This is a genomic window from Aeromonas sp. FDAARGOS 1411, from assembly GCF_019047125.1.
In the GTDB taxonomy this organism is placed as follows: domain Bacteria; phylum Pseudomonadota; class Gammaproteobacteria; order Enterobacterales; family Aeromonadaceae; genus Aeromonas; species Aeromonas veronii.
In genome coordinates this window covers 1,088,133-1,113,537 of the sequence record NZ_CP077214.1, presented here as the reverse complement: position 1 = coordinate 1,113,537, position 25,405 = coordinate 1,088,133, and the positions used below count along the sequence as shown (strand labels likewise).

The 25,405-nt window shown below is 59.0% G+C and carries 24 protein-coding genes; 10 read left to right on the top strand and 14 right to left on the bottom strand.

Annotated features, from left to right (window positions below; translation table 11 throughout):
• Nucleotides 1-17 precede the first annotated feature (17 nt).
• The 5 genes from sucA to sdhC form a co-directional block, all read right to left on the bottom strand.
• Nucleotides 18-2,825 (bottom strand): 2-oxoglutarate dehydrogenase E1 component, encoded by a 2,808-nt coding sequence (sucA, locus tag I6L41_RS04925; protein ID WP_005333548.1) that lies wholly within the window; start codon nucleotides 2,823-2,825, stop codon nucleotides 18-20.
• Between the two features lie 115 nt (nucleotides 2,826-2,940).
• Nucleotides 2,941-3,657, bottom strand: coding sequence for a succinate dehydrogenase iron-sulfur subunit (locus tag I6L41_RS04920; protein ID WP_005333549.1), 717 nt, complete (start codon nucleotides 3,655-3,657; stop codon nucleotides 2,941-2,943).
• 16 nt (nucleotides 3,658-3,673) lie between these two features.
• Nucleotides 3,674-5,440 carry a succinate dehydrogenase flavoprotein subunit gene (gene sdhA, locus I6L41_RS04915; protein WP_040066317.1) on the bottom strand — a complete coding sequence of 589 codons (1,767 nt, stop codon included), beginning with the start codon at nucleotides 5,438-5,440 and terminating at the stop codon, nucleotides 3,674-3,676.
• Between the two features lies 1 nt (nucleotide 5,441).
• Entirely contained in the window at nucleotides 5,442-5,786 is a 345-nt protein-coding gene (gene sdhD / locus I6L41_RS04910; protein WP_005333558.1) for a succinate dehydrogenase, hydrophobic membrane anchor protein, read from the bottom strand.
• On the bottom strand, nucleotides 5,780-6,157 hold the full coding sequence (gene sdhC / locus I6L41_RS04905; RefSeq protein WP_005333571.1) for a succinate dehydrogenase cytochrome b556 subunit: 378 nt from the start codon (nucleotides 6,155-6,157) through the stop codon (nucleotides 5,780-5,782). Before sdhC ends, sdhD begins: the two co-directional genes overlap by 7 nt.
• Before the next feature lie 64 nt (nucleotides 6,158-6,221).
• On the opposite strand from sdhC, the gene I6L41_RS04900 reads away from it, so the two are divergent.
• From I6L41_RS04900 to I6L41_RS04890, 3 genes are all read left to right on the top strand, one after another.
• Nucleotides 6,222-6,422, top strand: coding sequence for a hypothetical protein (locus I6L41_RS04900; protein ID WP_124929313.1), 201 nt, complete (start codon nucleotides 6,222-6,224; stop codon nucleotides 6,420-6,422).
• Nucleotides 6,423-6,599: 177 nt separating this feature from the next.
• Entirely contained in the window at nucleotides 6,600-7,886 is a 1,287-nt protein-coding gene (locus tag I6L41_RS04895) for a citrate synthase (protein WP_005333572.1), read from the top strand.
• 92 nt (nucleotides 7,887-7,978) lie between these two features.
• Nucleotides 7,979-8,299 carry a DUF4377 domain-containing protein gene (locus I6L41_RS04890; protein ID WP_216962355.1) on the top strand — a complete coding sequence of 107 codons (321 nt, stop codon included), beginning with the start codon at nucleotides 7,979-7,981 and terminating at the stop codon, nucleotides 8,297-8,299.
• A gap of 78 nt (nucleotides 8,300-8,377) precedes the next feature.
• Here the strand turns inward: I6L41_RS04890 and I6L41_RS04885 are convergent, their stop codons facing one another.
• A complete protein-coding gene (locus I6L41_RS04885; RefSeq protein WP_216962352.1) occupies nucleotides 8,378-8,818 on the bottom strand; it encodes an acetyltransferase in 441 nt (146 codons plus the stop codon).
• Nucleotides 8,819-8,875: 57 nt separating this feature from the next.
• Nucleotides 8,876-9,721 (bottom strand): DUF5718 family protein, encoded by an 846-nt coding sequence (locus I6L41_RS04880; RefSeq protein WP_216962350.1) that lies wholly within the window; start codon nucleotides 9,719-9,721, stop codon nucleotides 8,876-8,878.
• A 299-nt stretch (nucleotides 9,722-10,020) separates the two neighbouring features.
• Here I6L41_RS04880 and I6L41_RS04875 point away from each other — a divergent pair, with 299 nt between their 5' ends.
• From I6L41_RS04875 to I6L41_RS04860, 4 genes are all read left to right on the top strand, one after another.
• On the top strand, nucleotides 10,021-10,608 hold the full coding sequence (locus tag I6L41_RS04875; protein WP_216962347.1) for a class IV adenylate cyclase: 588 nt from the start codon (nucleotides 10,021-10,023) through the stop codon (nucleotides 10,606-10,608).
• Complete coding sequence (locus tag I6L41_RS04870) at nucleotides 10,605-10,997, top strand: NUDIX domain-containing protein (protein WP_075115100.1); 393 nt, start codon at nucleotides 10,605-10,607, stop codon at nucleotides 10,995-10,997. The genes I6L41_RS04875 and I6L41_RS04870 overlap by 4 nt, the downstream gene beginning before the upstream one ends.
• Nucleotides 10,998-11,088: 91 nt before the next feature.
• Nucleotides 11,089-11,595 carry a GNAT family N-acetyltransferase gene (locus I6L41_RS04865; protein WP_216962344.1) on the top strand — a complete coding sequence of 169 codons (507 nt, stop codon included), beginning with the start codon at nucleotides 11,089-11,091 and terminating at the stop codon, nucleotides 11,593-11,595.
• A gap of 297 nt (nucleotides 11,596-11,892) precedes the next feature.
• On the top strand, nucleotides 11,893-13,011 hold the full coding sequence (locus I6L41_RS04860; protein ID WP_139436296.1) for a glycerol dehydrogenase: 1,119 nt from the start codon (nucleotides 11,893-11,895) through the stop codon (nucleotides 13,009-13,011).
• 106 nt (nucleotides 13,012-13,117) lie between these two features.
• On the opposite strand, the gene pdxY is transcribed toward I6L41_RS04860, so the two are convergent.
• The 3 genes from pdxY to I6L41_RS04845 all read right to left on the bottom strand — a co-directional run bounded on the left by pdxY (nucleotide 13,118) and on the right by I6L41_RS04845 (nucleotide 15,578).
• Nucleotides 13,118-13,981, bottom strand: a complete 864-nt coding sequence (gene pdxY, locus I6L41_RS04855; RefSeq protein WP_019446110.1) for a pyridoxal kinase PdxY — start codon at nucleotides 13,979-13,981, stop codon at nucleotides 13,118-13,120.
• A gap of 173 nt (nucleotides 13,982-14,154) precedes the next feature.
• Nucleotides 14,155-14,931, bottom strand: a complete 777-nt coding sequence (locus I6L41_RS04850; protein ID WP_216962341.1) for a DUF429 domain-containing protein — start codon at nucleotides 14,929-14,931, stop codon at nucleotides 14,155-14,157.
• Between the two features lie 83 nt (nucleotides 14,932-15,014).
• Nucleotides 15,015-15,578 carry a phaC PHA synthase gene (locus I6L41_RS04845; RefSeq protein ID WP_107684906.1) on the bottom strand — a complete coding sequence of 188 codons (564 nt, stop codon included), beginning with the start codon at nucleotides 15,576-15,578 and terminating at the stop codon, nucleotides 15,015-15,017.
• Between the two features lie 260 nt (nucleotides 15,579-15,838).
• On the opposite strand from I6L41_RS04845, the gene ybcJ reads away from it, so the two are divergent.
• A complete protein-coding gene (ybcJ, locus tag I6L41_RS04840; RefSeq protein WP_005361116.1) occupies nucleotides 15,839-16,072 on the top strand; it encodes a ribosome-associated protein YbcJ in 234 nt (77 codons plus the stop codon).
• A gap of 33 nt (nucleotides 16,073-16,105) precedes the next feature.
• On the opposite strand, the gene I6L41_RS04835 is transcribed toward ybcJ, so the two are convergent.
• The 4 genes from I6L41_RS04835 to I6L41_RS04820 all read right to left on the bottom strand — a co-directional run bounded on the left by I6L41_RS04835 (nucleotide 16,106) and on the right by I6L41_RS04820 (nucleotide 23,202).
• Entirely contained in the window at nucleotides 16,106-16,579 is a 474-nt protein-coding gene (locus I6L41_RS04835) for a DUF4442 domain-containing protein (RefSeq protein ID WP_005352552.1), read from the bottom strand.
• A gap of 167 nt (nucleotides 16,580-16,746) precedes the next feature.
• Entirely contained in the window at nucleotides 16,747-18,498 is a 1,752-nt protein-coding gene (locus I6L41_RS04830; protein WP_206874625.1) for an ABC transporter transmembrane domain-containing protein, read from the bottom strand.
• The gene (locus I6L41_RS04825) at nucleotides 18,495-20,231 is read right to left on the bottom strand and encodes an ABC transporter transmembrane domain-containing protein (RefSeq protein WP_216962338.1); all 1,737 of its coding nucleotides are present in this window, start codon (nucleotides 20,229-20,231) and stop codon (nucleotides 18,495-18,497) included. The genes I6L41_RS04830 and I6L41_RS04825 overlap by 4 nt, the downstream gene beginning before the upstream one ends.
• Before the next feature lie 166 nt (nucleotides 20,232-20,397).
• Nucleotides 20,398-23,202: a response regulator gene (locus I6L41_RS04820; RefSeq protein ID WP_216962333.1), complete on the bottom strand. Its 2,805-nt coding sequence runs from the start codon at nucleotides 23,200-23,202 to the stop codon at nucleotides 20,398-20,400.
• A 187-nt stretch (nucleotides 23,203-23,389) separates the two neighbouring features.
• Between I6L41_RS04820 and trxC the strand changes: the two genes are divergently transcribed.
• Both trxC and I6L41_RS04810 read left to right on the top strand, forming a co-directional pair.
• Nucleotides 23,390-23,824, top strand: a complete 435-nt coding sequence (gene trxC, locus I6L41_RS04815) for a thioredoxin TrxC (protein WP_216962331.1) — start codon at nucleotides 23,390-23,392, stop codon at nucleotides 23,822-23,824.
• A gap of 161 nt (nucleotides 23,825-23,985) precedes the next feature.
• On the top strand, nucleotides 23,986-25,368 hold the full coding sequence (locus tag I6L41_RS04810; RefSeq protein WP_120414113.1) for a DASS family sodium-coupled anion symporter: 1,383 nt from the start codon (nucleotides 23,986-23,988) through the stop codon (nucleotides 25,366-25,368).
• Nucleotides 25,369-25,405 lie beyond the last annotated feature (37 nt).

Below are 25,405 nucleotides of genomic sequence, written 5' to 3'. Positions count from 1 at the left end.
CTTCTATGCCAGAGGCTTTACAGGGTAAGGGCATCTTCCACCAAGGCTTTTTGCTGCTTGGCGTGGACAGACATGTAACCGACGGCCGGTGAGGCTGACGCGGGGCGACCGGCATAACGCAGGGTAGCTCCGGCTGGCAGCACGCCATCGTAGTGGTGACGGGTGCAGTACCAGGCGCCCTGGTTTTGCGGCTCTTCCTGACACCAGACAAAATCGGTGACGTGGCTGTAATCGGCCAGAATGGCGCGCACTTCCTCTTCCGGGAAGGGGTAGAGCTGCTCAATTCGCACCAGTGCCACATCTTGCTGCTCGGCCTTGCGACGGGCATCGAGCAGGTCGTAGTAGACCTTGCCGGAGCAGAAGACCACGCGCTTGACCGCCTTCGGATCCAGCGCATCGATCTCGCCGATGGCGTTCTGGAAGGTACCTTCCGCCAGCTCTTCAAGCTTGCTCACCGCCAACGGGTGGCGCAACAGGGATTTGGGGGTCATCACGATGAGCGGACGGCGCATCGGACGTACCACCTGACGACGCAGCATATGGAACACCTGCGCCGGGGTAGAGGGCACGCACACCTGCATGTTGTGCTGGGCGCACATCTGCAGATAACGCTCCAGACGGGCGGAGGAGTGCTCCGGCCCCTGCCCCTCGTAACCGTGCGGCAGCAGCATGGTCAGGCCGCACATCCGGCCCCACTTCTGCTCACCGGAGGAGAGGAACTGATCCACAACCACCTGAGCACAGTTGGCGAAATCGCCGAACTGGGCTTCCCAGATGGTGAGGCCAGCCGGCTCGGCGCTGGCGTAGCCATATTCAAAGGCCAGTACCGCGTTCTCGGTCAGCACAGAGTCATACACCTCGAACGGGCCTTGCTCGTCGTGCAGGTTGCACAGCGGGGTGTAGGTGCTGGCATCGGTCTGGCTGTGCAGCACGGCGTGGCGGTGGAAGAAGGTGCCACGGCCGGAATCTTCACCGGTAAAGCGGATGCGGGACCCCTTGTCCACCAGAGTGGCGTAGGCCAGGGTCTCGGCAAAGCCCCAATCCACCAGCTTCTCGCCAGCGGCCATCAGACGGCGGTCTTCGTAAATCTTCTCGACCTGACGCTGCAGCACGTGGGTCGCCGGATACTGGCTCACCCGCTCGCCGAGGCTCTTGAGATGATCCATCGGCACGGCACTCTCATAGGCCATGTTCCAGTCGTGGCCCAGATAAGGGGTCCAGTCGACGGAGTGCAGCTCCATCGGCCGCCACTCCTTGCTCACCCGCTCGCCGCGATCCAGCGCTTCACGATACTCGTTGACCAGTTCGGTCGCCCGCTCCTGAGCGAGGCTCCCCTCGGCCACCAGCTGATCGGCGTAGATCTTGCGCGGGGTCGGGTGCTGCTTGATCTTCTGGTACATCAGCGGCTGAGTCGCGCTCGGCTCGTCCGCTTCGTTGTGACCGTGACGACGATAGCAGACCAGTTCGATCACCACGTCGCGTTTGAAGGTGTTGCGGTAATCCAAGGCAATCTGGGTCACCAGCACCACGGCTTCCGGATCATCCCCGTTGACGTGCAGCACCGGCGCCTGCACCGCCTTGGCGATGTCGGTGCAATATTCGGTGGAACGCAGGTCACGGATATAGGAGGTGGTGAAACCGACCTGGTTGTTGATGACGATGCGCACCGTCCCGCCGACACCATAGGCGCGGGTCTGGGACATGTTGAAGGTCTCGGCCACCACGCCCTGACCGGCCATGGCCGAGTCACCGTGAATGGTGATGGGCAGCACACTGGAACCATCCTTGTCACCACGACGATCCATACGGGCACGGACCGAGCCGATGACCACAGGGTTGACAATCTCGAGGTGAGAGGGGTTGAACGCCAGCGCCAGGTGGACGTTGCCACCCGGGGTGGCGAAGTCGGAGGAGAAGCCCATATGGTACTTCACATCACCGGTCCCCCAGGATTCACCATGCTTGCCGGCAAACTCGTCGAACAGATCCTGCGCCCGTTTACCGAGCACGTTGATCAGCACGTTGAGACGACCGCGGTGTGCCATACCGATAACGGCCTCTTTGCAGCCCTGCTCACCGGCGCGACGGATCAGCTCCTTGAGCATGGGGATCATGGCGTCGCCCCCTTCCAGCGAGAAGCGCTTGGCTCCCGGGAACTTGGCGCCCAGATATTTCTCCAGCCCTTCGGCGGCAGTCAGGCTCTCGAGGAAACGGGTCTTCTCTTCGAGGGTATAGCTCCCCTTCCCCTCAATGGATTCGAGACGCTGTTGCAGCCAGCGCTTCTCTTCCGTGGAGGTGAGGTGCATGTAGTCGGCGCCGATGGAGCCGCAGTAGGTCTTCTTCAGCGAGGCGTAGAGGTCGGAGAGCACCATGGTCTCGCGACCGATGGCGTAGGAGCCCACATTGAAGGTGGCCTCCATATCTGCGCCCTGCAGGTTGTGGAACGCAGGATCCAGTTCGGCAACGGTTTCACGCTGCCACAGGCCCAGCGGGTCCAGATTGGCATTCTGGTGACCACGGAAACGGAAGGCGTTGATCAGCTGCAATACCCGCACCTGCTTGGCATCCACTTGCGGATCGGAGACGGGGGCACTGTAGCGAGAGGGATCCTTGGCCAGACGACGGAAATAATCGCGGACCTGGGAGTGGGGTTGTTCAACCGCATGGCCATTGACCTGGGGCAGCTCGCTAAACAGGCTGCGCCACTCGTCGGACACGGAGTCAGGATTTTCCAGGAAGGATTCGTACAAATCCTCGATATAGCTTGCATTCGCACCAGCCAGGTGAGATGACTCCAACCAGGCCTTCATCACGCCGTTATGCATTTCTATCCCTTGTACTTCTTGTTACTGCTGCGCAGCTTGTAGGGGTCAAATAGCCATCCTGCCACGGGTGGGATGGCTATCCAGAGGTCGGGCCAGCACCTGGCCGGCCCTGATACTAAACAGCCCGATTGAGCAACATCGACTTGATCTGGCCAATCGCCTTGGTCGGGTTCAAGCCTTTCGGACAGACGTTCACGCAGTTCATGATGCCATGGCAGCGGAACACGCTGAATGCGTCGTCCAGATTCCCCAGTCGTTCGGTGGTCGCGGTGTCGCGGCTGTCAGCCAGCCAGCGGTAGGCGGCGAGCAGCCCGGCCGGACCGATGAACTTGTCGGGATTCCACCAGAAGGAGGGGCACGAAGTGGAGCAGCAGGCACAGAGAATGCACTCGTACAGGCCGTCAAGCTTGGCGCGCTCTTCGGGGGATTGCAGGTGCTCACGCACCGGCGGCAACTTGTCATCATTGATGAGGAAGGGTTTGACCTTCTCCCACTGGGTGTAGAACTGGGTCATGTCGATCACCAGATCACGGATCACCGGCAGGCCGGGCAAGGGGCGGATAACGACGTTATTGCCCTTCTTCAGCAGGTCGGAGAGCGGGGTGATACAGGCAAGACCGTTCTTGCCATTCATGTTGAGACCATCTGATCCACAGACCCCTTCGCGGCAAGAGCGGCGGAAGGCGAGCGTGGGATCCAGCTCTTTCAACTGGATCAGTGCGTCGAGCACCATCATGTCGGAACCTTCAGGAATATCAAGACGATATTCCTTCATATGGGGGACGTTATCAACATCCGGATTGTATCTGTAGACAGAGAATGTGACGTTCATAGGGCTGGCTCCGCAATCAGTAAGTCCGGACCTTGGGCGGGAACGCCTCACGGGTCTTGGGTGACATGTTGACAGCGCGACGGGTCATGGACTCGGTGTCCGGATGATAGAGGCTGTGGCACAGCCAGTTCTCATCGTCGCGATCCGGGAAGTCAAAGCGGCAGTGAGCACCGCGACTCTCGGTACGGAAGTTGGCGGCAACCGCCGTGGCAAACGCCGTCTCCATCAGGTTGTCCAGCTCCAGGCACTCGATGCGCTGGGTGTTGAACTCTTTGGAGGTGTCATCCAGACGGGCTGACTTGAGGCGTTCGCGGATAACCTTGAGCTCAGCCAACCCTTCTGCCATCGCCGCACCTTCGCGGAATACGGAGAAGTTGTTCTGCATGCAGCGCTGCAGGTCTTTGCGGATCTGCACCGGGTCTTCACCGTCACGGCAATTTTCCCAGCGGTTGAAGCGGGCCAGTGCGGCATCCAGATCCGACTCGGAAGCATCGCGGCCGTGATCCATCTCGCCCAGAGTGTTGACCAGATGCATGCCAGCAGCGCGGCCGAACACCACCAGATCCAGCAGGGAGTTGCCGCCCAGACGGTTGGCGCCGTGCACCGAGACGCAGGCAATCTCGCCCACCGCAAACAGACCGACCACCGGCACGTCGTTGCCGTTCTTGTCCTGGGTCAGGCACTGGCCATTCACGTTGGTCGGCACGCCGCCCATCATGTAGTGGCAGGTCGGAATGATCGGGATCGGCTCTTTGACCGGATCCACGTGGGCGAAGGTGCGAGAGAGCTCGCAGATGCCCGGCAGACGGGATTCCAGCACCTCTTTGCCGAGGTGATCCAGCTTGAGCTTGATGTGAGGACCCCAGGGACCGTCGCAACCACGTCCTTCGCGGATCTCGATCATAATGGAGCGGGCCACCACGTCACGACCGGCCAAGTCCTTGGCGTTCGGGGCGTAACGCTCCATGAAGCGCTCGCCATCTTTATTGAGCAGATAGCCGCCTTCACCACGGCAGCCTTCAGTTACCAGCACCCCTGCCCCGGCGATGCCGGTCGGGTGGAACTGCCACATCTCCATGTCCTGCACGCCGACGCCGGCACGCAGCGCCATGCCGACGCCGTCACCGGTGTTGATGTGGGCGTTGGTGGTGGACTGGTAGATGCGACCGGCACCGCCGGTGGCCAGCACGGTCGCCTTGGCCTTGAAGTAGACCACTTCACCGCTCTCCATGTCGATGGCGGTACAACCCACCACGTGGCCATCCTGGTTCTTCACCAGATCCAGCGCATACCACTCGGAGAAGACAGTGGTCTTGTTCTTGACGTTCTGTTGGTAGAGGGTGTGCAGCAGGGCGTGACCGGTACGGTCGGCGGCCGCTGCGGTACGAGCAGCCTGCTCGCCACCGAAATTCTTGGACTGACCACCAAACGGACGCTGGTAGACAGACCCGTTGTCGAAACGGGAGAAGGGCAAGCCCATGTTCTCCAGCTCATAGATAGCCTCGGGGCCGGTTTTGCACATGTACTCGATGGCTTCCTGATCACCGATGTAATCGGAACCTTTTACCGTGTCATACATATGCCACTGCCAGTTGTCGTCGTGGGCATTGCCCAGCGCAACCGTGATCCCGCCTTGGGCGGAGACAGTGTGAGAACGGGTTGGAAAAACCTTGGACAACAGAGCGCAGCTCTTGCCGGACTGGGCAATCTGCAGCGCGGCGCGCATACCGGCACCACCGGCACCAATCACCACCGCATCAAATTCACGAGTTGGAATAGTCACCTTACACACCCCACAGCACGACGAAACCCGTCATCAGATAGACAAACAGCACCACGACCAGGGCAAATTGCAGCGCCCCGCGCAGCCCTACCGGCTTGATATAGTCAGTCAGCACCTGCCACAGACCAATCCAGGCGTGGATCAGTACGCAGAGCAGGGTCAACAGGGTGAATACTTTGGTGAATGTTTTGGCGAAGAAGCCTGCCCACACCTCGTAGGTGATGTCGTTGAACGCGACAAAGCCCACCAGATAGAGGACATAACAGGTCATGATGAGGGCGGTGGCGCGGATCAGGATGTAATCGTGAACGCCGCTGCGCCCGAAGGTTGCAGAATTGGTTACCATACAAGCACTCCCGCCAATACAGCCAGGATCGCGGTGATCACGAAGGCCACGCGGGCGCTCTGATTGCCGGATTCCAGCTCTTCCCAATAGCCCATATCCATGACCAGATGACGCAAGCCGCCCACAATGTGGTATGCCAGCGCAGTCAGGATCCCCCACAGCACGAGTTTGACCAAGAAGTTGTCCATGATGGCAACCACGGTTTCAAACCCTTCGGGAGAGGCGAGTGAAGTACCAAGCATCCACAGCAAGATGCCCAGTGCAACAAAGGTAATGACCCCTGAAACACGGTGCAGGATGGATGCAATGGCAGTGACAGGAAAGCTGATCGTCTGTAGGTCGAGGTTGACCGGTCTCTGTTTGTTTTTCACGCTTGCCCACTCAGCTCCATTGAGCACGTTAGTTATTGTTTTAACTCACACTTGAGGGCACGGAATGGTGATTGTTGGTTTTTTGTTACCAAAACACTCTGAAAAAGCCAAAACGCGAGTTTTCGGTTTCACATCAGGCTTTGCCAAAGCGTTTCAAACACCCGCAGCCATGACCCACGTGGCGCAGTATATCGGCGGCCTTAACCGAAGACAATCAATTAGCTACAAAGAAAACACAAAACCGCAAACTCGATCGCATATTTAATTTAACATTTCATTAATGCCATTAATGGGGTTCCAGCAAAATTGACATTGATAAGGAACTCTGTTTCAAATAAGGCGCTCCAGCCACTTCGGTATGGGTAACAACCTTTGCCAGCGTCATAAAAGTCGTAATAGAGTAGGACTGGAACCAAATTATAAAGAGCAAAGGAGACGTGCTATGGCTGATAAGATAGCCACCCTACACCTGCCCGGAAAAGATCCGGTTGAACTGCCGATCCTCTCCGGCACCATCGGCCCGGATGTCATCGATGTCAGAAAATTGGGATCACAGGGGTATTTCACCTTTGACCCCGGTTTTATGGCCACCGGTTCTTGCAAATCTGCCATTACCTACATTGACGGGGATCAGGGTGTCTTGCTGCACCGTGGTTACCCCATCGCCCAGTTGGCCACCCAGGCCACCTATCTGGAAGTCTGCTATATCCTGCTGTACGGTGAAGCGCCGACCAAGGCCCAATATGCCGAATTCGAACGCCTGGTCACTCGCCACACCATGGTGCACGAGCAGATCGCCTTCTTCTTCCGCGGCTTCCGTCGTGACTCCCACCCCATGGCCATCATGTGCGGTGTGGTCAGCGCCCTCTCCGCCTTCTATCACGATGCCCTCGACATCAACAACGAGCAGCATCGCGAGATCTGTGCCTTCCGTCTGCTCTCCAAGATGCCGACTCTGGCAGCCATGTGTTACAAGTACTCCATCGGCCAGCCGTTCATGCAGCCGCGTAACGCCCTCTCCTATGCCGGTAACTTCCTGCACATGATGTTTGGCGTGCCGACCGAAGAGTACAAGGTCAATCCCATCGTTGAACGCGCCATGGATCGTATCTTTACCCTCCATGCGGATCACGAGCAGAACGCCTCCACCTCCACCGTTCGTCTGGCTGGATCCTCCGGTGCCAACCCGTTCGCCTGTATCGCCGCGGGGATCGCCTCCCTGTGGGGACCGGCCCACGGTGGTGCCAACGAAGCCTGCCTGCGCATGCTGGAAGAGATCGGCTCGGTGGATCGCATCCCCGAGTACATCGCCAAGGCCAAGGACAAGAATGATCCGTTCCGTCTGATGGGCTTTGGTCACCGCGTCTACAAGAACCACGACCCTCGTGCCACTGTGATGCGCGAAACCTGCCACGAAGTACTGACCGAGCTGCAGATCAAGGATCCGCTGCTGGACGTCGCCATGGAGCTGGAGCGTATTGCGCTCTCCGACCCCTACTTCGTCGAGAAGAAACTCTACCCGAACGTGGACTTCTACTCCGGCATCATCATGAAGGCGATCGGCATCCCGATGAGCATGTTCACCGTGATCTTCGCCATCTCCCGCACCATCGGCTGGATTGCCCACTGGAACGAGTTCCACTCAGACCCGGACAGCAAGATTGGTCGTCCACGCCAGCTCTACGTGGGCCACCCGCTGCGCGAGTTCACTCCGCTCGAGCAGCGCTAACCACTGCGCTGATATGGTTTGTTACAAAGGCGGTCATTGACCGCCTTTTTGTTTGCCGCTCTAATGCCCCCTTTCGCGTTAAGGAGTCCATTATGAAACCACTGTTTATCAGCGCAGCCTTGCTGCTGACCGCCTGCCAGAGCGCCCCCGCCCCGTCACAGGAAGAGACCCTCTATATCAACAGCCAGTTGGTCGATTGCGTTGGAGTTGGCCCGATGCAGTGCATGCAGGTTCGCAGTGATGAGCAGCAGCCCTGGACGCTGTTCTACCAGAATATCGAAGGTTTCCAGTTCGAGCCGGGCTACCGGTATCAGCTCACAGTCAGCAAGGAGCAACTCACCGATGTGCCGGCCGATGCCCCCTCCGTGCGCTATCAGCTGATCCAGGTGGTGAACAAGGTCGCCAGCAAGTAACAAACACGATCAAAAAAACGGGGGATGGCTGATGCCATCCCCCGTTGGTTTATGGGTACTGCGCCTCATCAGGCACGATCAGGTCGGCGCCAGCGCCATATGCAGCAGCGGATAGGGCTTGCCCTGACCATCCAGCGGCGAGCGGCCCGTCACGGCGAACCCCATCTTGTGGTAGAAGCCCACCACCTGCTCATTCTGCTCGTTGACGTCAACCAGCGTCGCGCCGCCCTGCGTGATGGCATGGGCCACCAGCAAACGCCCCACGCCACTGCCGCGCGCCCCGGGAGCCACAAACAGCATCTCCAGCTTGCCCTCGTACACTCCGCTAAAACCCGTAATCTGCCCCTCTTCTGAGCGGGCACTGTGCAGTGTCACCGCATCGAAGTAGTGCTCCAGAATAAGCGGTTTAAGCGCGAGGATCTCGGCCTCGGGCAGGAAGTGGTGGGTCGCCCGAACAGAGGCCTCCCACAGATCGATCAGGGCCGGATAATCGGCCCGGGATACCTGAACAATCGTCATGAAATGACTCGATATGATAACCAGCGGGAAGAGACACCTTCCCGCGGGCCAATCTGATTAGCGCGCCTGCACCGCCTGCAGCAGCACCGACATATCAGCACCAAAGTGGCGGCTGCGGATCGCCTCGCGAATATCCGCTTCGCTATAACGGCTGCCCGGGTAGACCACCACGCAGGAAGTGTCGCCCGGTTTGAGGAAGTGGGTCTCGCCAAACGGGGTATAGCGGGTGGCGCCGATACTGATGAGCGCATGGGGAGGATGTCCCGCCTGCGCCAGCAGTCCCTGAATGTGCTCCGCCGGCCCCTCATCCTGCTGATGATTGAACTTGTCGATAGCCCAGTCGAGCAGCTTGCCATGGAAGTAGCTGTAGTCGATGGCGGCGCTGTCTACCCCGTAAGCGTGCAGCTCGTCATCGCGCTCCAGATAGCAGGCGATGCGATAGTCATCGAGCTCGCAACCGGCGGCAAAACCGGAAAGCGGCAGCAGGTTGGCCGCCAACCCCTTGCTCTCTTCGCCCCAGTTCTTTTTCTCGCTAATCTTCTTGGCGTTGGGACGGCGGATGGAACAGTCGTTATAGGCACCAAAGGCGCGGGGATGGATCGCCACCACCTGCTTGCCGGCATACTCCAGCTCGCACCAGAGGGCTACTTCCGGCTCGATCTGCACCTTCTCGTCACCACTGACCGCCGCTTCCGGCAGGAAGATCGCCTTGTCGCTCAACGGGAATACCCCGAGCTGACCCGGATGGCCCGGCACGAAGAAGGGGAACAGCGCCTTGGGCGCGGTGGTATCGCGCACCACGACCGCTACGAAGTCCGACGCTTCACCCGCCTGCTCCAGATGACCGGCGAAATTGCCCGCGACCCCGAGTCCAATAAACTTGCTCTCTGCTGCTATCTGCATCTTGCTCACCTGCATCTTGCCCACGCAAGGTAGCAGGCTCGTCGCCTACTACCGCTAAAGTGGCAAGATTAAACCACAAGGACCCCGCCTTCGCCCAGTCCGGCCCTGTCGTGATGTGCGCCAGTCCGCTTTTTTAGGGACGAGAAAGCTGTGGCGAACCAGCCATTGCGCACTCATTCAGCTACGCGGTCACCGCGCTGGAAACAGTGCGTTTCCGGCCTATCCCCTCTTTCTCCTTGGGACTCAACTTCATCTTTGTTAGGCTGCCTGCCACACAGGCTCACAGAGGGATCTTCTTGATGTCACAGGCGCACTTTCAGGGCAGCTTCGAAGTCGAGTTCAAATATCAGCTGACGGATCGCACCGCCTTCCTCAAGGCACTGCTCGCCCTCAATCCGGAGATCATGCTGGAGGATAATCTGGAGCAGGATCGCTACTTCGACACCCCGGACGATGCCCTTGCCCAGGCTGGCAAAAGTCTGGCTATCCGCACCATGCAGCCCTCCGGCATCCAGCTCTGGATCGTCAAGGGGCCCGAGACGGATCGCTGCGAGGCGGTCACTATCAATGATGCGGACAAGGCCGTCAGCATGCTATTGACCATGAACTACCGGCAGATACTCGTGATCACCAAAAGGCGCAGCATCTACTTCATTGGCCCGTTTCACGTCACCCTGGATCATCTGGCCGAGATCGGGGATTTTGCCGAGCTCGCCATCATGACCGATGACGAGGAACGCCTCCCGGCGTTTCGCCAGCAACTGCTCGCGCTGGCAGATCAGTTGGGACTTTCTCCCGATGCGCAGGAGCCTCGCTCCTACCGCGCCCTGTTCACCCGGTACATGCAGACAATACACACCACACAACCAGAGGATGCAACTCAATGATCGACAAACTCGCCTGGCTCACCTTTAAAGATCAGCAACTGCTCTGCGCCCGCTCCCACGGCAAGGGCATCTATTACATCCCAGGCGGCAAGCGGGAACCGGGCGAGAGCGACGAGGCGGCGCTGATCCGCGAGATTGAGGAGGAGCTGGCTGTCACCCTGCAACCCGACACCCTGCGCTTTGCCTGCGAATTCAACGCCCAGGCCGATGGCAAACCTGCAGGTGTCGAGGTGAGACTGCGCTGCTACACCGGCGAAGCGAGCGGCACCCCGATCGCATCGGCCGAAATTGCCGAGCTGCGCTGGCTCGACAGCTCTCACCTCGATGAGCTCTCCCCCGTCTCCCGCCTGCTGTTTGTCTGGCTGGTTGAGCAGGGGCTGATCCGCTGACAAGTCGTGCTTGCGCCAAGCATACGTATCCACCTCATATGAACCAACGGTGGCAATCAGCCACATAACAGCGCAACGACAAGGATGTCAGATGGACATTGTGGAAGTTAATAGCGCAGCGACCTACCAAAGTGCGCTCATCACCCTGCTGCAAGATTGTGTCGATAGCGGCGCCTCGGTCGGATTTTTACCGCCGCTGACCACGGAGGAATCTACCCGCTACTGGCAAGGAGTTGAAGCGGATCTTGTGGCAGGTCACCGAAAGCTGTGGCTTGCCCTTGAGCAACAACAGCTCGTGGGAGCGGTTCAGCTCGCGCTCTGTGGCAAGGCCAACGGTCGCCACCGGGCCGAGGTGGAAAAACTGATGGTACTGCAAACGGCGAGAGGCAAAGGTGTCGGTCATGCGCTGATGCAGGCAATGGAACAAGGCGCCCATGCCGCGGGCCGTTCGCTGCTGGTGCTCGATACTCGCGCCGGTGATGTGGCCTCCCACCTCTATCGTCAACTCGGCTATCTGGAGGCGGGCCAGATCCCGATCTTTGCGCGCAACGCCGATGGCTCTCTTGCTGCGACCGTCATCTTCTATAAACCGCTCTGACCATCCCCTATCTCTTATCCACATACAGCAGGGCCGCACCAAGCGGCCCTGCTTGTTGCCCGCGTGACTGTTTGTTGCAGCAATTTGGCTTGCGACGGATTGCCACGATACGGCCAGTGCTCCTGTATGCCTCAACACCGCCAATCGCCGCCCCAAAATACAGCCAAACAAATAGAAAGATTAATTAATGATTAAAACGCCCCCCTTTTCTTCTTCATCTATTGCCTCATCAGGCGTATCGTAAGAGACCCATTTGATAATCAATCTTATGTTATTCACTGCCTTGAGGAATAATGGATGCCCACTTTGCCCCGTACAGTTACCTCCCCCAAAAAGTTCATCATCGGTCAACACCTTCTCCCGCAACTCCATGAGCACGTTAAAGATTTTGGTGACTATGCGTTGCTCATCAGCGATGAGTTCATTCTGGAGCGGGTACGGGAAGAAGCTTTGGCGGGGCTCCTGCAGGCAGGTCTCAGGGGAGTGGTCGACAAGTTTCGCTACGAATGCACCGAACAGGAGATCCACCGCCTGACCCACCTTGCAGAGCAATATGGTGCGAACGTGATTGTCGGGATCGGCGGCGGCAAGACGCTGGATGTCGCCAAGGCCGTGGCCTTCTATCTGCGCCGTCCGGTTGTACTGTTCCCGACGATTGCCTCCACGGATGCCCCCTGTACGGCGCTGGCGGTGATCTACAACCAGGCGGGTGAATTTGAACGCTATCTGTTCCTGCCGCAAAATCCGGACGTGGTGCTGGCTGACACGGCCATCATTGCCGCCGCCCCTCCCCGCTTCTTTTCCGCAGGCGTTGGTGATGCCCTGGCCACCTATTTCGAGGCGCGCGCCTGCTATCGGTCGGACGGGCTCAATCTGGTCGGCAAGCGCCCTTCACGCACTGGCCTTGGTCTGGCAAAGCTCTGTTACGAGCTGCTTGGTGAGAACATCGAGCTGGCCATGGATGCGATACGCCACCATGTCTCGACCCCGGCGCTTGAGCAGGTTATCGAGGCCACCATCTACCTCAGCGGGGTCGGCGCAGAAGCCGGTGGACTGGCCGCCGCTCATGCCGTCAACAACGGCATGTCACTGATCGCGGAGCTCCATCGTGCCCAGCATGGCGAGAAGGTGGTCTTCGGCCTGCTGACCCAACTCGTGCTTGAGCGCGCCCCGCAACATGAGCTTGATGAGGTGTTTCGCATCATCGACTGTGCAGGTCTGCCCATGACGCTGCAAGAGCTGGGGCTCACCCACTTTGATGAAAGCGAGTGGCGCAAGGTAGCGCAGCTGGCCTGCGACCCCCTCGATACCATGGGCAACATGCCGATGACAGTGAGTGAACAGGATGTCTACGCCGCCATGGTAGCGGCCAATGCCATGGCTGAGCGTTATCGCCTCCGCCATCCCCGCATCTGATTGCTTGCCGCACTAAATAGGCAAACAGTAAAAAGGCTTGCCCATTGGCAAGCCTTTTTCATCTGCATCCCACCCCTTGTCGGGATAGACGAAAGTCCGCGTTGACTCAGGGCAGTTTCACCGCTCGCACTGCTACCTCTGGCAGGGCGAAGGCATCTTGCGCGGCGATGAGTTGCAGCTCGTAAGCCTGCTGGCGCCAGGTCTCCTGCAGCACCGCATCCACCGAGGCGTTGGTGCGCTCGAACGCGCTGACCGCATCGTGACCGGCCAGCAAATTGGCCAGCATCAGGGCGCTGATAAGATCGCCAACCCCCACCGGCTGGCGGGCAAAGTCATAAAGCGGACGGGCAATCAGGTAATCCCCTTGCGGGGTGGCCAGCAGCATCTCGAAGCGGCTGGAGTCCTGCGCCGCACGACCGAGATGCTTGACCAGCACCAGCTTGACGCCGCGGGCCAGCAGCTGATGGGCTGCCGCGCGGGTCTGATCCAGATCAGCCAGATGGGTATCACAGAGGGTCTCCAGCTCCAGCAGGTTGGGGGCCATCATGTCGGCCACCGGCAACGCCTGCTCGGTCAGGAAACGGGTGACGCCGGGAGCGACGATACACCCCTTCTCCGGATGACCCATCACCGGATCGCAGAAGTAGATGGCATCGGGGTTGGCCGCCTTGACGGCGTTGACCACGGTCAGGATCTCGTCTCCCTGTTCGGCGGAGCCAAGGTAACCGCTCAGCACGGCGTCACACTGGCTCAACACCTCGATATTGCCCAATCCTTTCACCAGCGCACTGATATGGCCCGCCGGCATCGCCATCCCCTGCCACCCCTGGGCATATTGGGTGTGGTTGGAAAACTGCACCGTGTTGATGGGCCATACATCCATACCGAGGCGGCGCATGGGGAAGACGGCCGCGCTGTTGCCGGCACAACCAAAGACCACGTGGGACTGAATAGAGAGAACGGATTTCATCGGGAATACCACAGCAAAGGATCAGCAAGGTGGGCAATATATCGGATGAAGATAACGATGCGCCACCTTGGCGCGGGATGAACAGGCAATTTCCTGACTAAAGACAGGTTTTTTGCGCCATTTGGCCCGCCTCCACAGGGTGAGCGGCGCCATGATGTGCCGCGTCCCCGTCGTCACATGCCGTTGTGCTCTACAGCATGACGGGCAAAGTGATAGACCCATCCCTCATCACAAGGCATGTCACTGGGTGGCGAAATCAGCTCAGGCAATACCGTCACCTTGCCACCAGCGGCATATTGCAGCGCCATCAGGGCGCAGAGCACCGCATCGTAGCGATCGGTGCCGACCAGCACGTCCGCAGGCAGTAAGGCCGCCAGCTCGGGCCGTGCCGGGGAGGCCTTGCCGCCCACTTTGGCCAATGCCGGATAGACCTCCAGCACGGCACGACTGGCCTTCGGGGCAACGGTCGGCACCAGTTGCAGATCAGAGAGCCGCGGCAGCATGGAGAGCGCCAGAGTGGCGTTGTTGCCGAGCCGGTCGAAGGTGGCCGACAGCGGCTTCTTGCCGTACTGCTGATACAACCAGCGCTCGCAGTCGCGATAGGCGTAGTGGTTGTCTATCTCCCGCTCGGGCACGGCGCAGCTGTGTGGCTGGCCGTTGAGCAGATCCCGCAAGGTGCGGGGAAAGGCGAGCGGCGCATCGATACCGAGCGCCAGTTGCGGGCAGGCTTCTACCTGCATCAGGGTCAGCTCGTTTTGCAGGGCGGGACGCAGCAGAGCGGCCAGATCCGGCGCCACCCGCGAGCTCAGACGAAACAGAGGCGACACCCCGAGCCAGTGCAGGCGGTTGGATTCGGCCTGCCAGCCCACCACGGCCACCGCTTGGGCACTGCCCTGCCAGCCACGCACATCCCAGCCGATCCCGATTGCACTCATCTGCCCTGCCGTCATCAATTACCTCTGTTCGCCTGTCACAAGTTGCAAGAGGCACAGGGTAATCAGCAGAGGCCCTTAACGCAAAGCGAACCGCCCACTCAGAACGATTTCTGGAAATTCACCAGCGGCAGAATGGGGAACACGCCGTTGGCGGCATAGTTGGCCAGCCCGATCTGCAAGCCATCGAGGTGCTTGGTCGCATTGATAAAGCCAATCTGGAAAGTGGTACGCTCGGCATAGTTGACCAGGCCGACGTTGGCCAGCGCATTGCCCTTGGCGATATTGACCGCCCCCCAGTTGAGCCCCTGTACGTTATTGGTCAGGTTGACCAGCCCCAGATTGACGCCGGTATCCTGCCCTTCGTGCCAGTTGATGGCGTTGATGGCCACCCCGCCAAACTGGTGGCGCACCCGACCAGCACCCAGGAATACCCCGAGCTGCAGGCCGCTGAACTGATCCACATCGGAGAGGGCGAAGATCGGCAGATCAATGCCCTTCACCTGACCGGTCCGACCGTAGAGCAGCGAGGCGCGCGCCCCTTCCACCTGATGGGACGCGGGCAAATTGACCCCAGGCAGCGAGACCTGCACCGGAGTACTGGCCTGCGCGACACCGCACAGAGTCAGGGCGCTGCATGCCAGCAGCAGGCGGGAGAGTGTCATGGGAAGTTCCTTGGGCCATTGAGAGTGACCCGATCCTAACAGTCAGGGGAGAGTGTGGGCACACCAGCAGGGACGAGGTGCGTCACGATACGTCACGGGTGGCCCTCTCACCTCTCCATCAGGTCTTGCGAAAGCGCCACCTTAAGGACAATCGGCCACTTTTTCGCAGCGAGTGGCCCCTCTTCCTTTCTTTGCCTGAGCGAACTGCCTAAAATAGTCGCCCTGCTGTATCCGGCATTCATCCATCTAGAGGATTTCCCATGGAGACGTTTCTGCTCGAAGGTCACCCCTTCGTTGCCTTGTGTGACCTTATCAAACATCAAGGGTGGGCCGATTGTGGCGGCGCCGCCAAAGCCCTCGTTGCCGAAGGGCTGGTCGAGGTGGACGGTCAGGTCGAGACCCGCAAGCGCTGCAAGATCGTGGCCGAACAGGTGGTCAACTTCAACGGCATGAAGGTCGTGGTGAAAGAGGGCGTCAGCCCGGAGATTGGCTAACCCCGTCTTGGGGAGCCACTCTCCGGCAACCCACTAGCTGGCCTTGATCGACAGGGTCAGCACAAAACGCGCCATCGCCTCATCCCCGTTCAATGACGGGCAGGTGGCTACCACTCGGATGGGGCGATTGATGCGCTGACCGCTTGCCAACGATTCGTCGATCATGGCGTCAATCTCCTCCCCCGCTGCGCAGTCGAACTGCACATCCCCCTCCGGTCGTTTCAAAAACTCCCCCTGCACATCCTTGAAGGCGAAGTGCACCTTCTTGCGCCGCTGCCGCCCCTTCTCCATCACCAGCAGACCGCCTACCAGATCGGCGCCGGTCGCCAGCGCACCAAAATACATGCTGCCCAGATGGTTGCGGGTACGCCAGCCAAGAGGAATGCGAATGCGCAGCGCCTTGGCGTTCATCTCTTCGATGATCGGGGCACAAAACCCGATGACGGGAATGTAGCGCCAGGCAAACAGCCGAAGCGCCAGATTGGCTTTGAAGCGTTGCAAATCCATATGCGAACTGATCCGATGAGTTAATGTAAACAACATGTTGCCTGCATCTGCGCCATTCGACAAGCACAGGGTTCACGGTTACGACCTTTTGCCCAACCCAAAAAAACAGAGGGAACCGTATCGGTTCCCTCTTTTCGTTCATGTCGCTGTTACAGCAAATGTGCCACTCAGGCGCGCTTCTCTTCCAGCCAAGCCCCCTGACTCTGCATCTCGAACAGCTGGGCATAGTGACCGCCGAGGGCCATCAACTCACCATGGGTACCCCGCTCATTCACCTGACCGCGGGAGAGCAGCAGGATCTCGTCCGCATCGACGATGGTCGAGAGGCGGTGGGCGATGGCGATGGTGGTGCGGCCACGACGGGCAGCAGAGATCGCCTGCGACAGCGCCAACTCGGTCTGGGAGTCCACACTCGCCGTCGCTTCATCCAGAATGAGGATACGCGGATCTCCCACCAGTGCACGGGCAAAGGAGAGCAGTTGCCGCTGACCGGCGGAGAGGTTCTTGCCACCCTCCTCCATCAGGGTGTTGATCCCCTGTGGCAAGCTGTGCACAAACTCGGCCAGCTGCACCTCGCTCAGCGCCTGCCAGAGCCGCGCGTCATCTATGCCGGCGCGGCCGAGACGCAGGTTCTCCGCCAGAGTGCCGACGAAGATAAAGGGATCCTGCTGCACCAACCCGATGCTGCGGCGCACCGCCGCCAGCGACAGGGTATCCAGTGCGTGATCATCGAAGCGGATCTGCCCCTGATCCAGCGGATAGAAGCCCATCAGCAAGCTGATGATGGTGGACTTGCCGCTGCCGGTATGGCCCACCAGCGCCAGCATCTGGCCCGGTTTTGCGGCAAAACTGACCTCCCGCAGCACCTGCTGCTCGCCATCGTAGGAGAAGCTCACCCGCTCGAAACTGACCCGTCCTTCCAGCGGGCGCAGCTCGCCCTCGGTGCTCTCGCGGGTTTCATCGAGCAGGGCAAAGACCCGCTCCCCCGCCACCATCGCCTGCTGCAACTGGTTAAGCTGGTTGGTCATCTCGATGAGCGGCTCGATCATCCGGCCCAGATAGCTGATAAAGGCGTAGAGCACCCCCACCTGAATGGCACCGGCGTGGCTCACCCCCTCGTGGGCGAACAGCGCCAACAGACCGATCAGCACCATCATGTAGAAGAGATCGATGAGCGGACGCAGCAAAATGCCGTTGATCTTGAGGCTCTTGATCCGTGCCGACCAGTGCTGCTGGTTCACCTCGGCAAAGGCGTTGGCAAAGTGGCGCTCCTGCACCATCGCCTGAATAACCGGCATCCCCTGCAGCGACTCGTTGAGGCGGCTGTTGATGTCGGAGAGCAGACTGCGGGTCGCTCGCACCACCGGCACACTCAGTTTCTGGTAGAGCCACATCACCCCGCCCACTGCGGGCAGCAACAGGGAGCAGACCAGCATCAGCCGCAGATCCAGCAGCGCCATCGAGATGAGGATGCCGCACAACAGCACCACCTTTTGCACCAGCAAGCCGATCACCTGCACATAGAGGTTCATGATCGCCTCGGTGTCGTTGGTGATGCGGGAAATCAGCGAGCCGGATCGATGCTTGTCAAAGTAGCGGGCCGGCAAGCGGATGGCGGTGGCAAACACCTGCTCGCGCAAGGTTTGCACCACCGCCTGGGCGATACGGTTAAAGCGCAGGGATTGCAAATAGAAGCCCGCCGCCGAGAGTACCTGCAAGCCCAGATAGCCCGCTGCAATCAGGGCTATGGTGGGCAGCACGATATTGCGAGGCGCCAGATAGTCATCGATAAAGAGCTTGATCAGCAGCGGCCCGGCCACTTCGGCGCCGGTGGCGAGCAGCAGGCAAATCCCCGCCTGGATCAGCCAGCGAGGATACTGGGCGCAGTAGGCGAGCAGTCGTTTAATGGTCGGATTCACAGGCTCTCCTCCACCGCTTCTTCGAGACGCTGATAACGCACCATATCTGCGTACCAGCCATTGTGCGCCATCAGGGTGCCGTGATGACCCCGTTCGCTAACGGTTCCCTGCTCCAGCACCAGGATCTCGTCGGCCTGCTCCACCGCCGTCATGCGATGGCTGACCAGGATCAGGGTGCGACGATGTGCCTTGAGGGCATGCAGAATTTGCTGCTCGGTGTGGGCATCCACCGCCGAGAGCGCATCATCGAGCACCAGAATGGGCGCACCCAGCAGCAGGGCGCGGGCAATGGCCAGCCGCTGTTTCTGGCCGCCGGAGAGGGTCACCCCTTTCTCCCCCACCTCGGTCTCATAGCCCTTGGGGAAACGCACGATATCATCGTGGACACAGGCAATGCGCGCCACCCGTTCGACCTCCTCGCGGCTCGCATCGGGTTTGCCCAGGGCGATATTGGCGGCGATAGTGGTGGAAAACAGGAATGGCTCCTGCGGCACATAGGCAAACTGGCTGCGCAGTGTGGCGAGCGGCAGCTGGTCAATCGGAACGCCACCCATGACAATCGAACCGTGAGTCGGATTGGCAAGGCGCATCAACAGCTTGAGCAGGGAGCTCTTGCCTGCCCCGGTGCGCCCCACCACCCCGAGCATCCCCCCTTGTTTGAGGGTAACGTCGATATCCGCAAGCAGGGTGCGCTGCTCAAGTTGATAGCTTACCCCTTTGATCTGCAAAGGAAAGGCAGAGGTAAACGCGGCCGGCTGGGCGGGCTCTTCGATATCGCTGCGCTCCCCCAGCAGGCTTTCGATACGGGAGTAGGCGGCGCTGCCCCGCTCGATGATGTTGAACAGCCAGGCGATGGCAAACATCGGCCAGATCAGCTGGCCGAGGTACATGGTGAAGCTGGTGAGCTCACCCAGGGTCAGCTCATCGCGCAGCACCAGCACACTGCCCCCCGCCACCGCGAGGAAGTAGGAGCAACCGATACAGAGATAGATGACCGGATCGAACTTGGCATCGATGCGGGCCACCGCCATATTGCGCTCCCCCGCCTGTTTGGTCAGCTCGGCAAAGCCTTCATCTTCCAGCGATTCAACCGCATAGGATTTCAACACCCGCACGCCGGAAAGGGCCTCCTGGGTCTTGTTGTTGAGCCTGGAGAATGCCCCTTGCGCCGCCTTGAACTGGGTGTAGATCTGGGTGCCGAAGCGGTTCATGAAATAGGCCATCACCGGCAGCGGCAGCAAGGAGACCAGCGTCAACTGCCAGGAGTACTGGCTGCACATGATGGAGAGCACCAATACCCCGACCATGATGGAGTCCACCAGAGTCAGCACCCCTTCGCCAGCGGTCATCTCAACAGCCTGAATGTCATTGGTGGCATGGGCCATCAAATCGCCAGTACGGTGGCGCTGATAAAAATCGGGGCTCATCCGGGTGAAATGGCTGAAAAGGCGATTGCGCAACACATAGGCCAGACGATAAGAGGCACCAAACAGCATCACCCGCCAGACGTAGCGCAGCAGATAAATCAGCACACCCAGACCAAACAGCCCCGCCAGATAGCGCATCAGGGTGCCATTGTCGAGACCACCCTTGGTGATGCCATCCACCACCCAGCCCACCACTTTGGGCGGAATCACGGTCAACAGGGCCACCATCAGCAGCAGGGAGATGGCGGCCAGATAACGGGGCCACTGCTCCTTGAAAAACCAGCTCAATCGTAAAAATACGCTCACACCACCAACCTTTAGCGCTCTCTGCCCGTGACCGCTCCAAGGAGCGGCCATCAGAGAAGCCACGCAGAAATAGAAGAATGAAAACAATCGCCTCCGGCTGGAGGCGATTCGAACGAAAGCTCATCATATCCCGAACCAGGATGGTTGAGAATAATTACTATTTAATTCACTGTGACATGCGATCATCCCCTGATGAATAGGGATTATACGAATTTTCATGCTGCTCACCGGTCAACAGGAAGTGTGACACCTCTTCCCGGGTCTGGCTGAACACCTGTTGCAACTGCTCCAGATCCGTCTCGCTCAGCACCTCGTTTTGCCGCAGGCGCCACTCCAGCTCGCCAGCCACCAATTGCAGACGGGCCGCCGAGATATTGGCCGACACCCCCTTGAGGGTGTGCAGCAGCTTGCTGGCCACCTCGGGCTGCTGACGGCGCAGGGCGGAGCGGATCTCCCACAGGTCGTCCTTGTGTTCCGACATGAACAGCTTGAAAAGGATCTGCAACGCCTCCTTGTCCTGCTCCAGCCGCTTGAGGGCATCCTGCAGATCGAGGATCCCGATCATATCCGGCGGTTTCACCTCCATGATCCCCGCCTGCTCCACCCCTTGCGGCTTTACCCACTGCAGCAGGTTGTTATAGAGATCCAGCTTGCTCACAGGCTTGGTGACATAGCCATTCATCCCCACCCCCAAGCAACGCTCCTTGTCACCGGGCATGGCACTGGCGGTGAGGGCAATGATGGGCACATCGTGTTTGTCGACCATCTTGCGGATCTGGCGGGTGGCATCGAGTCCGTCCAGCACCGGCATCTGCAAATCCATCAGGATCACGTCAAAAGGCTGCTCGGCGACCCGCTCCACCGCCTCCCGACCATTGCTGACCACACACACCACCGCATCGACGCGCCGCAGATATTCGATGATGAGCTGCTGATTGACCCGGTTGTCTTCCGCCAACAGCACTCGGGTACCCTGCAACAGGGATTTGAAGTGTTGCTGATCCCCCTGTGCCTCTGCCTTGCGCAGGTTGAGCTCGTAGGAGCTGCCGTTGAGCAGTTCGTCCACCTTGGCCAGCAGGGCATTTTCGGTCATCGGTTTGGGCAGAAAATGGGTCAGCCCCATGCTGTCCATCCTGGCGTGTAACCCCTCTCTGGCCCAGGCACTGATCATCAGGATGGGGATCCGCCGCCACTGGCTGTGCTGATACATCTCCAGCGCCAGATCGAGCCCATCCTCCTGACCCATGCGCCAGTCGAGGATCGCCAACCGCAGATTCGGTCCCTCTTCACGGAGCAGCTGACGGGCACGGGAAAGGGAGTTAACCGGCAGCACTCGCACTCCCGCGCGAGTCAGAATGTCCCGGGCCAGATCCAGCACCAGTTCGTTGTCATCCATCACCATCACCAGCGGCTGGTTTTCGAAGAAGACTTTCCGTCCAGCGACGCCGTAGACCGCCTGCGCCATCGGAATATCGAACTTGAACAGAGAGCCGACGCCAGGCTTGCTCTCTACGGTGATCCGCCCCCCCATCAGCTCCACCAGCCGCTGGGAAATGTTGAGCCCAAGACCCGAGCCGCCATATTTTCGGGTATTACCCGCCTCCAGCTGGGTAAACGCTTGAAACAGTTGGGTCTGCTTCTCTTCGGCAATGCCGATGCCGGTATCGCGCACACTGAAGCGGATCCGCATTGGGTGAGGATTGGCCAGCTCGATGCAGACTTCGACTTCACCGCGTTCGGTAAACTTGATGGCGTTGTTCACCAGATTGACCAGTACTTGCCCCAATCGCAGGGGATCTCCACGCAAGAAGACCGGTACCTCCGGTGACTTGCGAATAACCACCTCCACGTGCTTGCGCTCCGCCAGATCGGCAAACATGCCCGCCAGCGAATCTAGCTGCTCGCTGAGATCGAAGTCGATCTCCTCCAACGTCAGCTTGCCGGACTCCACCTTGGTCAAATCAAGGATGTCGTTGATCAGCAGCAGCAGGGTATCGGATGAGGATTTGATCTTGCCCAGATAGTCCCGCTGTTGCTGATCCAGTTCGGTCTGCAGTGCCAGCGAGCTAAAACCTATGATGGCATTCATGGGGGTGCGGATCTCGTGGCTCATGTTGGCCAGAAAATCGCTTTTGGCCTGGGCCAGCAAGCCGGTCTGGCGCGACAACTCGCTCAGCTTCTGGTTGCGGCGCCACAGGGTGAAGGCCACTAGCGCAAAGCAGATCAAAGCCCCGCACAGCACCATCAGATAGAAGCGGTTCATCAAAGAGGAAGCGCGCTCCAGCTTGTCGAGTTTCCAGCGCACCAGACTCTCGATCACATGCATGTCGATGAGCTGGTAACGCAAGGTGTGATAGGCAATCACCTGCTGGCTCATCTCCTTGCTCAGGCGGATCAGGGTAGCGATCTCCGGCAAGTTGCCATAACGGGATTGCAACTGCTGTTGCAGCTGGTCCAGCGTAGTCTGTTCACGTTTGTCCCAACTGCGCTGCAGATAGTTGCTCAGTTGCGCCAACTCCTCCAGGTCGCGATGGAGAGCACTGTCTGACGGGCTTATCCCCCGCACCTTTTTAATCTGGGCCTGCAGGGGCGCATTGAGGTACTCGATAGCCATCTCAATGGCATGAAGCCTGGCCAGCGCCATCAGATAGTTGTCCATGTCATCAAGCAGAGCCTGGGAAAGGTCGTCTTGCACCAGCTCGGGATCGCTTCTGACTTCCCGTACAAAACCGTCAAGGGTTATGGATAACTGGTTCAGGCGCTGCTGGACATTGCTGTCATTGGCCTGCTCCCGCCCAAGCAGATAGAGGGTATCGGCGTTGATCCTGTTCAGCACCACCTCGGCCGCTTCGTTCAGGTTGTGGGCCTGCTGCTGCTGACTGAGCGACTGCCAGCAGTAGCCCGAAAAGGCAAGCAGCAGGGCAACAATCAGCCCTGGCACAGCACGGTTTTTCCGTGATCCTTTACTCATCCCGTCTCGACTCTCATCTGGTGGTCGCTGAATTATCCGGTCAGGCAATGAACCCTGGGGGAATTATCCACTCCCGCTGGGCACTGTGTTACCGTTATTGCTCTGATATTTCGCTATTGTTTCGCGATTGCTTCATTCTGGCTTTTCATCATATCCCCGGCCAGAGCTGATTTAGAAGGAACCAATTATGTCATTTATCACTACTTATTGTAGCCACTGCTTTACCAAGAACCGCCTGCCCGTTACCCATATCGATACATCTGGCAAATGCGGGCGCTGCAAAGCCCCCCTGTTCAGCCAGACCCCTTGCCTCGGGAATGCGGATAACTTCGATACCCTGATCAACTCAGACATCCCGGTCGTGGTCGATTTCTGGGCCAGCTGGTGCGGCCCCTGCCAGCAGTTTGCTCCGGTATTTCATGAGGTTGCCCATGAACTCGAACCACGGATACGCTTTGCCAAAGTCGATACCGAGCAACAGAGCACCATTGCCGCCCGTTACACCATTCGCAGCATCCCCACCCTGATGGTCTTCAAACAGGGCAAACTGGTGAACCAGATAAATGGCTCCTTGCCCAAGAACATGTTCAAGCAGTGGCTGGAACAGTTCATGGATGTTTGATTTATATTTCGCACATGTTTTATTTATGTATTCATTTCCTCATTTTTATCAATGAGTATGTGAGTAGAGGCTGATTTTCAACATGTGAGTCTGTTTCAAACAAGTGAATGGATGTAATCTCGGCAACACAAAAACAACCATAAATTAACCGAGAGAACATTATGCACACATCAGCTGTACCCTCTGCTCCATCTCGCTGGCTGGACATCAAATCAGGGCTCGTCATCCTGGATGTCTTGCTACTTTGTGCCATGCTCGCCTGGCTCCCGTTTGACCCCATGGTCAACAAGGGGCTGGGCATTCTGGTCTTTATCGCCATACTCTGGCTGACCGAAGCACTGCACGTCACCATCACCGCGCTGCTGGTACCCCTGCTGGCTACCGTGCTCGGGGTGTTTGACATGAGCAAATCCCTCACCGATTTTGCCAACCCGATCCTGTTCCTCTTTTTTGGCGGTTTCGCCCTCGCGGCAGCCCTCTCCAAACAGGGACTGGATACCCTGATGGCAGGCAAGGTGATGCACCTGGCCAATGGTCATCTGGGTTGGGGCGTGATCCTGCTCTTTACCATCACAGCCGCCATGTCGATGTGGATCAGCAACACCGCTACCACCGCCATGATGCTGCCACTGGCGATCGGTATGCTGGCACGCCTCGATAGCAAAAAAGAGCGCGCCACCTTCGTCTTCGTATTGCTGGGGATCGCCTACAGCGCCAGTATCGGCGGCATCGGTACCCTGGTGGGTAGCCCGCCCAACGCCATCGCAGCCGCCCAGATGGGGATTGGCTTCACTGACTGGATGAAATTCGGTGTTCCAGTCGTGCTGATCCTGATGCCCTGCGGCATTGCCTTGCTCTATCTGGTAACCCGCCCGCGTCTCAGCCACCGCGTCGAGATCCAGGATGTCACCATCAACTGGACCCGCGAGCGTAAAGTGACGCTGGCAATCTTCCTGACCACCGTTGTGCTCTGGATCGGCTCACAACCCATCTCCAACGCCTTTGGCGGTATTCCGCAACTCGACACCCTGATTGCCATGGGCGCCATCGTGGCCATCGTGGTCAGCCGTGTCGCCAGCTGGGATGACGTCAACCAGAACACCGACTGGGGCGTGCTGATGCTGTTTGGCGGCGGTCTGACCCTGAGCGCCATTCTCAAGGCCACTGGTACCAGCGCATTCCTTGCCAGCCATCTGTCGGCCGTACTCTCCAACGCCAACATTTTTGTTGTGTTGCTTATGCTGGCCGCCTTCGTGGTGTTCCTGACCGAGCTGGTCTCCAACACCGCCACCGCCGCACTGTTGGTTCCCCTGTTTGCCGGTGTCGCCGAGGCGCTGGGTGTATCACCTGTGGTGATGTCGGTGTTGATCGCTATCGGTGCCTCCTGTGCCTTTATGCTGCCAGTCGCCACGCCGCCCAATGCCATCGTCTTTGCCAGTGGCCACATCCGCCAGAGGGAGATGATGAAAGCCGGTATGGCTCTGAACGTGGTCTTTACCGTGTTGCTCGCCCTGCTGGCCTACTTCGTTGGCGATATCCTCTGATCCACCTCCCCCCCAATAAACAAAAACCCCCGCATTG

Coding starts and splice junctions, on each gene's coding strand:
- ybcJ (WP_005361116.1), top strand. CDS start 15,839: ATGGAGACGTTTCTGCTCGAAGGTCACCCCTTCGTTGCCTTGTGTGAC.
- I6L41_RS04850 (WP_216962341.1), bottom strand. CDS start 14,931: ATGACGGCAGGGCAGATGAGTGCAATCGGGATCGGCTGGGATGTGCGT.
- I6L41_RS04880 (WP_216962350.1), bottom strand. CDS start 9,721: ATGCAGATAGCAGCAGAGAGCAAGTTTATTGGACTCGGGGTCGCGGGC.
- I6L41_RS04895 (WP_005333572.1), top strand. CDS start 6,600: ATGGCTGATAAGATAGCCACCCTACACCTGCCCGGAAAAGATCCGGTT.
- trxC (WP_216962331.1), top strand. CDS start 23,390: ATGTCATTTATCACTACTTATTGTAGCCACTGCTTTACCAAGAACCGC.
- I6L41_RS04860 (WP_139436296.1), top strand. CDS start 11,893: ATGCCCACTTTGCCCCGTACAGTTACCTCCCCCAAAAAGTTCATCATC.
- I6L41_RS04875 (WP_216962347.1), top strand. CDS start 10,021: ATGTCACAGGCGCACTTTCAGGGCAGCTTCGAAGTCGAGTTCAAATAT.
- pdxY (WP_019446110.1), bottom strand. CDS start 13,981: ATGAAATCCGTTCTCTCTATTCAGTCCCACGTGGTCTTTGGTTGTGCC.
- I6L41_RS04845 (WP_107684906.1), bottom strand. CDS start 15,578: ATGACACTCTCCCGCCTGCTGCTGGCATGCAGCGCCCTGACTCTGTGC.
- sdhD (WP_005333558.1), bottom strand. CDS start 5,786: ATGGTAACCAATTCTGCAACCTTCGGGCGCAGCGGCGTTCACGATTAC.
- I6L41_RS04870 (WP_075115100.1), top strand. CDS start 10,605: ATGATCGACAAACTCGCCTGGCTCACCTTTAAAGATCAGCAACTGCTC.
- I6L41_RS04920 (WP_005333549.1), bottom strand. CDS start 3,657: ATGAACGTCACATTCTCTGTCTACAGATACAATCCGGATGTTGATAAC.
- I6L41_RS04820 (WP_216962333.1), bottom strand. CDS start 23,202: ATGAGTAAAGGATCACGGAAAAACCGTGCTGTGCCAGGGCTGATTGTT.
- I6L41_RS04900 (WP_124929313.1), top strand. CDS start 6,222: ATGGTGATTGTTGGTTTTTTGTTACCAAAACACTCTGAAAAAGCCAAA.
- I6L41_RS04890 (WP_216962355.1), top strand. CDS start 7,979: ATGAAACCACTGTTTATCAGCGCAGCCTTGCTGCTGACCGCCTGCCAG.
- I6L41_RS04885 (WP_216962352.1), bottom strand. CDS start 8,818: ATGACGATTGTTCAGGTATCCCGGGCCGATTATCCGGCCCTGATCGAT.
- sucA (WP_005333548.1), bottom strand. CDS start 2,825: ATGCATAACGGCGTGATGAAGGCCTGGTTGGAGTCATCTCACCTGGCT.
- I6L41_RS04835 (WP_005352552.1), bottom strand. CDS start 16,579: ATGGATTTGCAACGCTTCAAAGCCAATCTGGCGCTTCGGCTGTTTGCC.
- I6L41_RS04865 (WP_216962344.1), top strand. CDS start 11,089: ATGGACATTGTGGAAGTTAATAGCGCAGCGACCTACCAAAGTGCGCTC.
- I6L41_RS04810 (WP_120414113.1), top strand. CDS start 23,986: ATGCACACATCAGCTGTACCCTCTGCTCCATCTCGCTGGCTGGACATC.